Source organism: Hymenobacter psoromatis (assembly GCF_020012125.1).
In the GTDB taxonomy this organism is placed as follows: domain Bacteria; phylum Bacteroidota; class Bacteroidia; order Cytophagales; family Hymenobacteraceae; genus Hymenobacter; species Hymenobacter psoromatis.
The window spans coordinates 835,978-848,905 of sequence record NZ_JAIFAG010000001.1 but is presented as its reverse complement, the minus strand read 5'-3'; the positions used below and the strand labels follow the sequence as shown (position 1 = coordinate 848,905).

At 63.2% G+C, this 12,928-nt stretch carries 8 protein-coding genes; 3 read left to right on the top strand and 5 right to left on the bottom strand.

The features are described from left to right. The first annotated feature begins 48 nt into the window (after positions 1-48). Positions 49-1,272: a tetratricopeptide repeat protein gene (locus LC531_RS03565; protein WP_223648951.1), complete on the top strand. Its 1,224-nt coding sequence runs from the start codon at positions 49-51 to the stop codon at positions 1,270-1,272. Between the two features lie 190 nt (positions 1,273-1,462). Here the strand turns inward: LC531_RS03565 and LC531_RS03560 are convergent, their stop codons facing one another. The 4 genes from LC531_RS03560 to LC531_RS03545 all read right to left on the bottom strand — a co-directional run bounded on the left by LC531_RS03560 (position 1,463) and on the right by LC531_RS03545 (position 7,649). Continuing rightward, complete coding sequence (locus tag LC531_RS03560) at positions 1,463-2,845, bottom strand: di-heme oxidoreductase family protein (RefSeq protein ID WP_223648950.1); 1,383 nt, start codon at positions 2,843-2,845, stop codon at positions 1,463-1,465. Between the two features lie 60 nt (positions 2,846-2,905). Continuing rightward, the gene (locus LC531_RS03555; protein ID WP_223648949.1) at positions 2,906-3,988 is read right to left on the bottom strand and encodes an imelysin family protein; all 1,083 of its coding nucleotides are present in this window, start codon (positions 3,986-3,988) and stop codon (positions 2,906-2,908) included. A gap of 34 nt (positions 3,989-4,022) precedes the next feature. Then, positions 4,023-6,233 (bottom strand): TonB-dependent receptor family protein, encoded by a 2,211-nt coding sequence (locus LC531_RS03550; protein WP_223648948.1) that lies wholly within the window; start codon positions 6,231-6,233, stop codon positions 4,023-4,025. Between the two features lie 366 nt (positions 6,234-6,599). Further along, positions 6,600-7,649, bottom strand: coding sequence for a glycoside hydrolase family 53 protein (locus tag LC531_RS03545; RefSeq protein WP_223648947.1), 1,050 nt, complete (start codon positions 7,647-7,649; stop codon positions 6,600-6,602). Positions 7,650-8,348: 699 nt separating this feature from the next. Here LC531_RS03545 and LC531_RS03540 point away from each other — a divergent pair. Together LC531_RS03540 and LC531_RS03535 are read left to right on the top strand one after the other, a co-directional pair. After that, entirely contained in the window at positions 8,349-10,841 is a 2,493-nt protein-coding gene (locus tag LC531_RS03540) for an outer membrane beta-barrel family protein (protein WP_223648946.1), read from the top strand. A 160-nt stretch (positions 10,842-11,001) separates the two neighbouring features. Then, a complete protein-coding gene (locus tag LC531_RS03535; RefSeq protein WP_223648945.1) occupies positions 11,002-11,841 on the top strand; it encodes a hypothetical protein in 840 nt (279 codons plus the stop codon). Between the two features lie 135 nt (positions 11,842-11,976). Here the strand turns inward: LC531_RS03535 and LC531_RS03530 are convergent, their stop codons facing one another. Further along, positions 11,977-12,855: a transporter gene (locus LC531_RS03530; RefSeq protein WP_223648944.1), complete on the bottom strand. Its 879-nt coding sequence runs from the start codon at positions 12,853-12,855 to the stop codon at positions 11,977-11,979. Between the last annotated feature and the right edge of the window lie 73 nt (positions 12,856-12,928).

Below are 12,928 nucleotides of genomic sequence, written 5' to 3'. Positions count from 1 at the left end.
TGGCGCTACCTCAAGAACTCGCGCCGGTGCTGGCCGTAGGCAACCCTTATGGAGAATGCCGCTACCGACTGGCTGAGCCGCGCCGAGCAGCTGCGGGCCCTGAACCGCCCCGCGCAAGCTGCCCAGCTGGCGCGGGAGCGCCTAGCTCAGGAGCCCAATGACCCGGATGCCCACCTGCTACTGGCCCAAAGCCTGTTTGACCAGGGGGAGATACCCGACGCCCGCCAGGCGGCCGAAACGGCCGTGGGCCTGGCCCCCGACCGGGCGTATGCCCACTTCATCCTCGGCCTGGCCTGGCTCGAACTCAGCCAGCAATGCCTGCCCGACGCGCTGGCGTGCGTGCGCGAAGCCATCCGCCTCGGCCCGGTGCAGGCCCAGTTCTACGCCATTGAGAGCAGCATCTTATACCAGCAGAATCAACTGGTGCCAGCCCTGGCGGCCGCCGATGCCGGGCTGGCCCTCGACGCTACCCACGCCGACTGCCTCCTGCAACGGGCCATTTGCCTGGCTGAGCTGACCCGCGACGCGGAAGCCCAGGCCACTTATACGCAACTGCTGTGGGTAGACCCGGCCAATCCTAAAGCGCACAATAACTTAGCCCTGCTGCTGCTCCACCAAAACCGCGACGCGGAAGCCCTAGCCCACTACCGTGAGGCGCTACGCCTTGACCCCGACTTCGCGTTGGCTCGCGTGGGCGTGGTTGAGGTGCTGCTGCGCCGCTACGCGACCTACCGCCTGGAGCGCCGCCTGATGAAGTGGCTGATGGCCCGCTTAGCGCTGGCAGAGGTGGGGCGGGGCTACCCGGCCGGCCGCCGGCCCTGGCAGACCTGGCTTTTGCTGCTGTTTTTTCCGGTATCGAGTGCGCTCCAGCTACCCGCCCAATTGCAGCTGCGCCGCGACCCGGCCGCCCGGCCCTACCTCACGGCCCACCACGACCGGGCGCTCGTATCGCAGTACGGGATGCTGGTGGGCCTGGGCGTGCTGGTAGCGGCCTGGCTGGTACCGGCCGGCCGGCCGGCCGTGGGCCTGCTGGCGGCCCTGGCCCTGGCGCTACCGCTCTACGACCTGGGGCGCGCGCTGGCCGCCTTCGCGCTTCGGTCGGCCTTCCAGTTATTCATTTATCCGGTGTCTATGCTGCTCTTGCTGGCCCTGGATGCCGGCATAAAGTTTGACTCGCCGGGCCACCTGCACGACGGCTACGGCCGGTTGCTACTGGCGGGCATGGGCCTGCTGAGCATCGCGCATGCCTTCCAGCGCACGGGTGCTCGCTGAAGCATCTGGCCGTTATGCCTTTTGCTAACTGCCAAAGGCCCCGCGATGGCAAGCGGCTCGTGCGCATGGTAGTTACCCAACTACTGGTTTTCCTGATGCGATACGGCCAGCCGGCGGCCTAGGGGCACGGCGGGTTGCTTCCTGTCCAGCGAAGCAGTGCGCTCACACAACCCTGCTACTGTTTAGCTAGTTACAGCGACTTCATAAACGCCAGCAGGGCGGCGCGGTCGGGGGCGCTCATCTGGCTCACGGCGTCGGCCGACTGCTGGGCTTCGCCGCCGTGCCACATAATAGCTTCGAGCACACCGCGGGCGCGGCCATCGTGCAAAAAGGAGCTGTGGCCGTTCACGACTTCGCTCAGGCCCAGGCCCCACAGCGGCGGGGTGCGCCACTCCTGGCCGGTGGCCCTGAAGTCGGGCCGATTGTCGGCCAGGGCGGGGCCCATGTCGTGCAGCAAGAGGTCGGTGTAGGGCGCGATGGTTTGGTTGGCAGTTTCGGCGGGCAGGCCGGGGGTAGCGCTGGTACGCAGCACGGGCAGGTGGCAGCTCGCGCACTTAGCGCTCACAAACAAGGTTTTGCCGGCCAGCACCTGGGCATCTTTTACGTTGCGGCGGGCGGGCACGGCCAGGGTTCGCACGTAGAAGGCCACGCTCTCAAACTCGGTATCGGGCAGGTCGAAGGAGGTTCCGGCCGCGGGCGGCTGGTTGCCGGCCTGGCTCTGGCCGGCGGCGGGCTCCAGCGGGAAGAGGCTGGTGGTGATGCCCATATCACCATTGTAAGCAGCCCCCACTTGCTGGCGAATGGTAGGCTGGTTGGCCTTCCAGCCAAAGCGGCCGAGCACGGTCGTTTGGCTGGCCACGTCCCACACGTAGTTGGGCCGGCCCGAAATGCCGTCGCCGTTGGCGTCGTTCTCATCGGCGTTGGCCACGATATCGACCTCGTTCACAGCCTCCAGCAAGCCCAGGCCAACTACCGGCGGGGCTACCCTGGCCGACAGCAGCAGGCCCGCAGGCATAGCCATGTAGGGTGTGGCCACGGCGTAGCTGGGCTGGCGCAGGCTCATGCTGGTGCCGTCGGCCAGCTTTTTAATAGCCTCTACGTAGCTGATGCTCAGGCTACCCTCGGGCGTGGTGCCAACGATGCCGCGCGTCTGAAGCTGGTCGCCAAAGCCGGCCACTGGCAGCGGCCCGCCGTGCGCATCCTGGCCGGCCTGGCTGAGCCGAAACAGCATTTGCACGCTGCTGGGGTCGTCGATGGGCACTGCGCCGCGCCCGTCGTTGACGTGGCAAGCCGTGCAGTTGGGGTTGATGAAAAGCGGCCCCAGCCCGTCGGCCGTCACGAAGTGGCGCTCAAAATCGGCGTCGCCGTCCTTGTGCTTTTGCAGGTTGGTCCCCGTCAGGCTCGGAAACGGCGAGCCGAAGGCCGTACTACCGGCGATGCTCACGGTTTGGGTGCCCCCGGCGGCCACATCATCGGTGGAAGTGCTGGGTGCCACGGCATCGCCCGCCGAAGTAGCGCAAGCGGCCAGCCCCACCAGGCAAGCGGCGGCAAGCAAATGAGTAGCTATTTTCATCTCTGTAGAATAAATACTTATTTTTACCAAACCCCAACAGCAGGTCGGTGTAGCAGCGAGTTACAAACCGTTCACGGCCGTGGCCACGGCCCCGTCGATGAGCACCTGGCAGGCGCGCACGGCGGCCTGGGCGTTGCGCACGGCCTGGGTATTTTGGGTAATGGCCTGGTCGAAAGTGCCCGGAATGGCCTGGATGGCATTCTCAGCCGCCACAAACTGCGCCTTCAGCTTGGTATCGGCGTTGGGGTTGCGCTGCTTCACCAAGTCGCTGAGGCCGATGCCGTTGCCGGGGCCGTTGGCCCCGTAGCGCCCCAGGTAGATGCTCTCCACGCCCTGCACGTTTTTCAGGAATTCCGCCTTAGAATTGTCGCTGTAGCGGGCTTCCACGTACTGCGGGCTGCCACTGGCGACGGGCCGCTCTATCTTGCTGTTGCCCAGCTCATCAATGGCATCCTGCATGCCGCCGAGCAGGTCTTGCAGGGCGGCTTTCTGGCTGGCGTAGGTGGCATTGCCGGGGCCGGCCGTGGCCAGGGTATTGGCGTAGCGGCCGCCCGTGGCCTGCCAGGCCGTGAGCAGCTGGCCCGTGCCCTGGTGCAGGTTTTGGCCCGAAGCATTCAGAAACTCCAGCTCGCGGGCCGTGAAGGCGCCCAGCGGCTTATCGTTGTTTGTACCAAACAGCAGAAACTCAATGGGATGGTAGCCTTGCAGCCCGCCATCGAGCGTGCGCAGGTAGGTGGTGGTGAGGGGGGTAGGGCCGGCCAGCAAGGCGGCCAGGTCGGTTTCGTTGAGGGGCCAGGTGTCGATGCGGTCGTCGAGCAGCTGGGTGCTCACGGGGCCAAACGCGAAGGCCTCGGTGGATTCCCAGGGCGCGCGGGCGGCGCGGTAGGCGGCGCGGGCCGCGTCGAGGGTAGCAGCGGTGGGCGCGGCTGCAAACGCCTGGATGGCCGCTTGTAGCGCGGCGGCCTGGGTATCAACATCCTGGTAATTGCTCAGAATGACGGTATTGGCCTCGTTGGCCAGCAGGGCGGTCGCGTTGTAGCCCGAGTAGCCGGTAGTAGCGTTCTGCGGCTCAATAATGTCTTTGCCGCACGCGGTGGCGAGGAGCAGGAGCGCGGCGGCAGTGAGCTTGATACTAGTAGACATAGCGTTGTTTGTTAATTCGTTGTGGTCTATTTTATCAAAACTTCGCTACCAGCGTGGCATAAAAGCTGCGCCCGATGGCCGGAATAATGCCCGGCCCCGGATACTCGTCGGTGCGGCGGGTGAAGTAGCGGCTGTCGGTCAGGTTATTCACGCCGCCCTTCAGGTCAAACTGCCGAAAGTGGTAGGTGGCCGACACGTCCCAGACGTGGTAGGCGGGCACCTCGCCCACAATGGCGTAGGCGTTGGCCTCGTCGGGGGTGAAGTTGGCGCGGTACTTCGTATTGTTGGCGTCGCCAAACGAGTGGCTGGTGTAGCTATACTGGCCCGTGACCGAGAACGGCCCGTAGCCGTAGGTGAGGCCCACGCGGTCGATGTTGTTGGGGGCGTACTCTACCTGGTTGCCGCTAAACTCGCCGGTCACGTACCTGGCGTTCACGTAGGCGTAGGAATTGAACGCGCTGAGCCGGTGCTTGGAGTTGGGAGCCAGCGCTTTAAGCGGGCTGATTTCGACGTAGCTCTCCACGCCTTTGTGCTCCGAGTCGGCCACGTTGGTGCGAATCTGGTAGCCGTTGCCCGTCACCGGGTCAACGGCCGACACCAAGCCGATGCGCTGGTTGTAGCGCAGCAAAAACACACCCACGTCGAAGTTCAGCCACTCCTGCACCGTGCCGCGGTAGCCCAGGTCGGCATTGTAGCCCTTGCTGTCGTGCAGATTGGGGTCGATGCGCGAGGTGACGCCGAAGGGCGTGAGCGACGAATAATCGACCGGCCGGTAGGCCTGCGAAAAATTGGCGTAGAAGCTCGTGCTGCCGGTGGCGTTCAGCTGGGCCCCTACCCCCCCCAGGGCGAAGGTGCGGTTCCGAACCTCGTTGGTGGTGATGATATCGCCGCTATCTACCGTTTGGTAGCCCTGGGCGGTATTGCGCAGGTACTCAAACCGAAAGCCCGGCGTGAGCGAAAACCGCGAGCCAAAGCGCAGCACCGTCTCCACGAAGGGCGCGAAGTTCTGAGTATTAAAAACTAAATCATTCTCAAAATCACCACCGTAGAGGCCCAGGTCGAAGTCGGAGCCCGTGGAGCCGGGGCCGCCCTCCTGCCGGTGCATGCTGCCCACGAAGTAGCGCGCCCCCACGGCCAGCGTGTTGTCAAGGCCAAACAACTGGTAGTCAGTGCGCAGGCGCAGCTCGTTGGTGAGGCTGTGAAAATACTCGTGCTCTACCTCGCGGGGCACGTACTGGCGCGTAGCCCGGTCGATGGTATCGGGAATGGCAGGGCCGCCGTCCTCGTTGCGCCACACCAGCGAGCGGCTGCTCAGCGTGCCGGCGCTCTTAAATGTAAGCAGGCTTTTGTCGGAAATTCGGTAGTCGAGGGTAGCCGTGAGTACGTTCCAGGGGCTGGTGAGCCAGTTGCGGGCCCGCGTGCTCTGGCGCGCATTGGCGTTGAAGAGCGAGTCGGTGAGGCCGCCCGACATCTGAATCTTGTTGCGCAGCAGCGAGTATTCGAGGCCGATTTTGAGCTTATCGGTAGCCTGGTAGCGCAGGCCGGCGTAGGCCGTTACCTGGCTCACGGCCGAGTTGGGCCGCCAGCCCTCCTGCCGCCGATACTGGCCGTAGGCGTAGTAATTGAGCTTGCCCACCTGCCCGCCGATGCTCACAAACGTGTTGGCCAGCCCAAACGAGCCGCCCGTTTGGCGCAGCGTAAACTCCAGCGGCTTATCGGTGGGCCCCTGGCGCATTACGTAGTTGATGACGCCGCCAAACTGCGGCCCGAATTGCAGCGAGGCCGCCCCGCGCACCACCTCAATGCGCTCCACGGCCTCCAGGGCGGGCTGGTAGTAGGTTTCGGGGTAGCCGTAGATGTCGGCCGTGATGTTGTAGCCGTTTTGGCGCACGTTCATTTCCACGCTCTGCACGGGGTTGAGGCCGCGCAGGCCCACGCCGTTGCTGGGGAAGCCCGCGCCCTCCGTTTCGGAGAAGTTCATGCCCGGAATGCGGCCCAGAATCTGGCGCGGGTTGTTTTGGGCCGTGTTGGCGTCGAGCGAGTCGAGCACCAGCACCTCCGTTTTCTTGCCGGCATAAATGACGGCCCCGCCAACCTCGCCCAGGTTGCCGAGGCCATTTTTGGATTTTAGGCCCAGGACACGTACCTCATCGAGGCTTTGCGTGGTGGGTTGGTTTTGGGCCAGCGCCGCCAGCGGCAAACTGGCGGCGGCTAGGGAAAAAGTGAGGCGAGTAAGCAGGCGCATCTATTTGGAATTTTTCTAAACAGATGCAAATGTAGAATGTGTCTAATTAACAACAGGCTTCATCAGCAAATTATAAAATGAAGAATTGGTGATTAAAAACAATCATTTAGTATTTCCAACTTAGTATCAATTCTTTGGGCAGCGAATAATTTCACTAGCGATTCAGACATCTCCCCAATTATTCTGCCCTCAACGCCCAAGAGCAGTATACTGGGTCAATCAGTTACTCTCGTGCGAAGTAGTCTGCGCAAGAAATAAGCAACCCAGAAAGCCGTTATGCTTCAACAAGCGGACGCTAGATGAGCATGACGGCTTTCTGGATTGCTGGTTTCTTCCTTAACAGCTTCAGAATTACCAGCTCCTTAGTTACTTGGCTTTTTTGGCGGGTGCTACCGCGCCATCCCGGAAGGCTTTGAGCGCGGGCGAGGGCTTGCCATCGTCGGTCCAAGCGTTGAGCTGGTAGCCGCTCCAGCTTTTGGCGCCCTCGGGCTCCCAGTAAAATACGCCTAAGCCCTTGCCTTGCGGCACGGCGCGCACGGCTTGCTGGGTGGCCACCAGCATATCGTAGGTGTTTTGCACTTTTGTGTAGTCGTTGCCCACTTCGGCCACCACTACTTCCTTGCCGGGGTAGCGGGCCACCATATCGAGCAGGTTGGCGCGCAGGCTGGCGATGGAGGCCGTGTAGTCCTGCTTGAGCCAGAAGGGATAATATGACATGCCGATGACGTCGAACTTGCCGCCGTCTTTGGTGAGGTTGTCAAAAAACCAGCGGTACATCTCATTGTTGTTGCCGCGGTCGAGATGCACAATTACTTTGGAGGTGGGGCTCACGGCCTTCACCGCCTCGTAGCCCTTGTTGATGAGCTGGGCGAGCTGCGCGAAGTTTTTGGCGCTGCCCTCGGGCCAGAGTATCCCGCCCGGAATTTCATTGCCCACCTGCACCCACTCGGGCGTGACGCCGGCGGCTTTCAGCATCGTCATCGTGCTGAAGGTGTGGTCGTACACATCGGTCAGCAGCTGCGGGAAGGAGTGGCTGGCCCAGGCGGCGGGCTTGGCCTGCTTGCCGGGGTCGGCCCAGGTATCACTGTAGTGAAAGTCAATCATGACCCGGAAGCCCTGGTCGGCGGCGCGTTTGGCCATCGCCGTCACTTCGGCGGGGCTGCAGTGACCGCTGGCTTTATCGGCGGAGGGGTTAACGAACACCCGCAGCCGGATGGAATTGATGCCCTGGGCCTTGAGAATCGCCAGGCAGTCCTGGGCCTGGCCCTGCTCGTTGTGGAACACGTAGCCCGTGGCTTCCATCTGCTGGAGCCAGCCCACGTCGGCACCCTTGGCAAAGCTTTGGGCCGAGGCCGCCGGGGCCCCTAAGCTAGCGGCACCCAGCAAGAGGGCCGCGCAAAAAAAGCGTTTTATCATGGTAGTACGAACGTAAAGAGCCTATCAGAGTGGGGCGGGGGAAGCAACAGCAAACCGAACGAAAACGGCCGGCATTGCGCCACCCAGTGGAGCAAAAATAGCCGGCTCATCCAGAAGCACTGGTCCCTACCCCCCGAAATTACCTGCGTTGGTTGCATTAGCTGAACGCTGGGCAACCCGCAGGGGGTAGGGCGCATCTGAGGGGAAGAATGAGTAAAAACTGTCATTTTTTGGAAAGGCCGGTAACGTTAGGGCCGGCCACTCGGTAGTCGGGGCAGGTAGTAAGGAGTCAAAAACCGGTGAGGCAACCGGAACCAGCAAATTATTTTCATTATAAAACTTCGATTAAACGCCATCAGGGTAGTTTTTTAAATTAATATGAGATAGTACTATGCTAAACAAAGTACCTGTCGTAAGTTTGTTCTATCAAAAGCCAAGTACCACCCCACTACCTACAACCTGGCCGCGCCTAGCTGCGGCACCAACGAGGTAGCTACCAGCCGCCAACCGGGCCGCTGGGTTGCGCCGGAAGCCCTGCCGGCCTACCCCCCTCGACTAGCCCGCTAGTCAGCCTACCCCCTCTTTTTACCCACGTGCTTCAGCACCGGGTTCCAGCTTTTCTCTTTTCCACCGGAACCGCGGCCGGCTGGGAACGAAATCGCCATGCCCTTTCTGCACGCCTTTTTCAGCTTTCGCGCCATGAACTACGCCTTTCAACTTAATTCGCTACTCTTGCTGGCTACCCTGGGCCTGCCCCTGACGATGGCGGCCCAGACGGCCCCTACCCCCTCCCGTGCCACCGTCAGCGGCACCGCCGTGGATGGCGGGGCCAAGGCCGAGCCGCTGCCCTTTGCTACGGTGCTGCTGCGCCACGCTGAAGCTGCCGATACCAGTCTGGTAGCCAGCGGCCAAACGGCGCTGGATGGTACGTTTGCCCTGCCCCAAGTGCCGGCCGGTGCTTACCGGCTGCGGGTACTGGCCCTGGGCTACCAGAGCCTGGCCCAGGCAGTACGGGTAGTGCCCGGCCAAACCAGCGTGGTGGTGGGCCTGCTCAAGCTGCGCGCCGGCAGCCAGCAACTGGGTGAGGTGCAAGTGACGGGCCAGCAGGCCGTGGTGCAGCAGGAGCTGGGCAAAACGATTATCAACGTAGAAAAGGACCTGAGCAGCGTGGGCGGCACGGCCGTGAACGTGCTCGAAAACGTGCCCGCCGTGGCCGTAGACGCCACGGGCACGGTGAGTTTGCGCGGCTCCAGCAACCTGACGATTCTCATTGACGGCAAGCCGGCCGGCACTAGCAACGGCGGGCCGGGCCCGCGCCTGGACCAGATTCCGGCTTCGCAGATTGCGCAGATTGAGGTGATGACCAACCCCTCGGCCAAGTACGACGCCAGCGGGGCGGGCGTCATCAACATCATCACCAAGAAAAATAAAAAAGAGGGCTGGAACGGCCAGGCCGCCCTGGTGGTGGGCACCCGCGAGAAATATTCGCCCAGCCTCAACCTGAGCCGCCACCACGGCAAGGCTACCTGGAATATGGGCTACGACGGTAACGACCAGCTTTACCGCACCCGCTCGAACAGCCAGCAAACGGCGCTGCTGCCCGACGGTAGCAGCCTGCTCACGGGCCAGAACGGCACCGGCCTCCAGCATAACCGCAGCCACAGCCTCAACCTGGGCCTCGACTACACCCTACCCAAGGACCAGACCCTGAGCGTGAGCGTGCAGCCGCACTGGGAGCACCAGACCGAAACCGACAACCAGCTATTGACCCAGCAAACGGCGGGCTCCCCGACCGTGACGACGCAGCAGGGCCAGGAGCTGGCTGATATAAAGGTGAAGGTGTTGGAGAGCTCGGCCAGCTACCGCCGCACTTGGGAAGCCCACAAGGACCGCGAACTGACAGCCAACGCCGGCGCGGTCATCATCGACGCCAACCTACCAGTGAGCCAGCTGCTGACGGGCGGCACGGCGCCGGCCGGCTTTCAGCAGCAGCAGCAGGTGAAGGCCCAGATTTACTTCGGCCAGGTAGACTACACGCTGCCCAGCACCGATGGCAAGGGTAAGTTGGAAGCCGGCCTGAAAAACCAGGTGCTGCGCAACACCGGCAGCACGGCCATGCTGGTGCCCATCAGCCTGGACCCGAACGCCGAGTTTGTGCGCGACGATAAGCGCTCGTTCGACTACAGCTTTGTGCAGGTGATGCCGGCCGCCTACGCCACCTATTCGCAGCAATTGGCCCACGGCTGGAGCGCCCAGGGCGGCCTGCGCACCGAGGCCACCTTCCTCAACGGCGGCCTGGCCGACGGCCGTGCCTCGGTGAACCGGCAGTACGTCAGCCTTTTCCCCTCGGCCACGGTGGCCAAGGAGCTGGCGAAGGAGCCCGGCCAGAGCCGGCTGCAATTCAGCTACGCCCGGCGGCTGAACCGGCCCGACTTTATGCAGCAGCTGCCCTTGCAGCTCTACCAGGACCCGCGCAACTACCGCCAGGGCAATCCCGGCCTGCTGCCCGAGTTTAGCCACAATGTGGAGCTGGGTCACCAGCTGAATCTGAAGAACGGGGCCAGCATCACGAGCACGGTTTTCGCCCGTTTCACGCAGAACGCTATTCAGCGCATCCGCACCATTGATACCCTGGCTACCCGCACTGCCAACGTGGGGGTAGTAACTCAGGAAACCTTCCTGAACCTGGGCAGCACTACCAACCTGGGCCTCGAAATGACCTGGGCTCAGCCCCTGACGAAGTGGTGGCGCGTGTCGGCCAGCGGCTCGCTCTACCGCTCGCAAATCGCCACCAACGCCGGCGATGCCGCCAACCGCTCGGCCCTGGCCGGCACCGCCCGCCTGGCCAACTCTTTCACGCCCCATAAGGGCCTCGATGTGCAGCTCACCGGCACCGTGCGCTCCACGGTGCTCACGGCCCAGGGCCGGCAGCTGCCCACCGGCGGCCTCGACCTGGCCCTGCGCCAGCGCCTATTCGGCGAGCGCGCCGCCCTCACGCTGCGCGTTTCGGACCTGCTCAACACCCAGGTGCGCCGCACTGAGCTGACCACCCCCGAGCTGCAAACCTCGCTCTATAACAAGTACGAAACGCGCGTGGCCTGGCTGGGCTTCACCTGGTTCATCGGGGCCACCAAAGCCAAGGCTGGCAACATCGACTCGGCCCCGAGCGGTGGCGGCGGGTTTGGGGGGTAGGGTCTAAAAGAACGTCATGCTGAGCTTGCCGAAGCATCTCGCTCACGTCGTTGAACGGCCCTCATAATGCGAGCAAGATGCTTCGGCAAGCTCAGCATGATAACCTAACTACTTGTTATTCAAGACGTATTTTTCTCATCACTCTTTTTCAATTCCTTACGTGAAAACTATTGCCTTGTTGCTCGCCGTGGCCCTGTTGCCCGCCACTCCTTCTTTCGCCCAAACGCTGGCCGCTGCGCCGGGTAGCGGGCTGGCCCTGAGCCTGCGCCCTACCCCCCTGGTGCCGGCCAGCCACACCCGCAGCGTGGCCGGCGGGGGCAGCATCACGTACTTCGGCACGGTGTGCTCGCACGATGCCGCCGATGCGCAGTTTGCCCAAATGCGGCAGGTATTTGCGGCCAGCCGGCCCACGGTGGTATTCTATCAAAACCCCGACGGCGGCCTCGACAGTACCGAGGCGGCCACCATTGCCCGGCTGGGCGAGGCCGGCTACGCCCGCTTCCTGGCTCGGCAGTACCAGGTGCCCACCGAGCGCCTCGACGACCCGCTGGCCGAGTATGCCTTCCTCCAAACCAAGCTGGACCCCGAGCGCCTGAAGCTGTACTACCTGCTGCGCGAAACCCAACGCTTCCAGGCGCGCACCGGCGCCTCGGCCGCGCTCACCAAGCGCGCTATGCGCCAGTTCCTCGCCAATAGTCCGCAGTTTTTGCCCGGCACGGCGCAGGTTATCCGCACCGAGGCCGAGCTGGCCGCCGCCTACCGCCGCTACTGCCCCGCCAGCCCCCAGTGGTGGCAGGCCCCGGCCGACTGGTTCATACCCCAGGCCGCAGCTAACTCCGATAATGCCTTCCTGCGTGAGGTGAACGCCGCCGTGCTGGCCTACCGCGAGCAGCAGGTGCAGGGCAAGCTGCTGGCCCGCGCCCAGGCCGGCGAGCGGGTGCTGGTGGTGATGAGTCGCGCCGAACTGCCGGCCTCTACCCCCACCCTGGCCCGCAACTAACCGCCCCGGCGGCTAACCCACTGAAGCGCAGCACTCTGCTGCTGCCCGCCGCCTGGCGCGAAACCTTATAGGGCGGTGGGTGGCGGCGGGGTGTTGCGTTTTTTTCAATAACGAGCTTACGCCTGGAACGCTGGCTTACCGCCGGAAGCTGATGCCCAAAAAATACTCCCTATCCACAGAGTGCGTGATGGGCAGGTGGGTGCCAAAATCGAGCTGCACGTTATCCGATATATCCAGCTGCGGACCCAGGTTGACGGAGCTGCGCCAGGCGGCCTGCCGGGTGTCCCAGTAGCCCACCAGTTCCACGAAGGCCTGCACGACTTTCGTAAACTGGTAGTCGGTGGTGACGGTAGGTGTGAGCTGGTAGAAATGCTGCCCGGCCTCGGGGTCGTAGTAGAAATTACTGGCTACCTGGCCGCCCACGCTCCATTTCTGGGTGCATTGAAACACGCCGGTCAGGGTGAGGCCGGGCTCGTAGCCGCCATCGCCCACCGCGCCGCCGGTGGGCAGCTGCACGTAGGCGATGAGGCCCAGCGCGCCGCGGCTGTCGTCGTCGCCCAGCAGCGTATGCTTGAGGCGCAGCGTTACGTCGCCCACACCCCGCGCGAGCTGGTTTTGGTTGAACGGGTTCTGGCCCACCTGGCTGTCGTCGAAGTTGTGCGAATAGGTGAACATATCTAGCGCCACCTGAAAATCGGTGCGGTCGGTGAGGCCAACTTTGGCCAGAAAATGATTCACGTACCAGTCGTGGCCGTGGGTAAGGTCCTCGCGCCGGGTGAGCAGGCGCAGCACGTCGGTTTCGTATTGAAAGTGGCCCGCATCGACCGAATACGGGCTTTCGGTGATGCCGGGGCGGTCGGGCACCATCGGCCGCATGTAGTTGCGGGGGGTAGGGTTAAACAGATTATACTGCTCCTTGTGGCGCAGGGTATCGTTGAGCAGCTTGGTATTTTGGGCGGCGGCGGGGCCGGCCAGGGCCAGCAGCCAGGCCAGGCAGACGTAGAAACGGGGCATAAGAAAGTGCAAGTGAGCAGTGAGCCGCATACGTAGGGTTGGCCTTCGCAGTCATTGAGTCACCCCGGCCCGT

Excerpts from the sequence above, each read along its gene's own strand:
- LC531_RS03550 (WP_223648948.1), bottom strand. The coding sequence starts at position 6,233 with ATGCGCCTGCTTACTCGCCTCACTTTTTCCCTAGCCGCCGCCAGTTTG.
- LC531_RS03545 (WP_223648947.1), bottom strand. The coding sequence starts at position 7,649 with ATGATAAAACGCTTTTTTTGCGCGGCCCTCTTGCTGGGTGCCGCTAGC.
- LC531_RS03530 (WP_223648944.1), bottom strand. The coding sequence starts at position 12,855 with ATGCCCCGTTTCTACGTCTGCCTGGCCTGGCTGCTGGCCCTGGCCGGC.
- LC531_RS03555 (WP_223648949.1), bottom strand. The coding sequence starts at position 3,988 with ATGTCTACTAGTATCAAGCTCACTGCCGCCGCGCTCCTGCTCCTCGCC.
- LC531_RS03560 (WP_223648950.1), bottom strand. The coding sequence starts at position 2,845 with ATGAAAATAGCTACTCATTTGCTTGCCGCCGCTTGCCTGGTGGGGCTG.
- LC531_RS03540 (WP_223648946.1), top strand. The coding sequence starts at position 8,349 with ATGAACTACGCCTTTCAACTTAATTCGCTACTCTTGCTGGCTACCCTG.
- LC531_RS03565 (WP_223648951.1), top strand. The coding sequence starts at position 49 with ATGGAGAATGCCGCTACCGACTGGCTGAGCCGCGCCGAGCAGCTGCGG.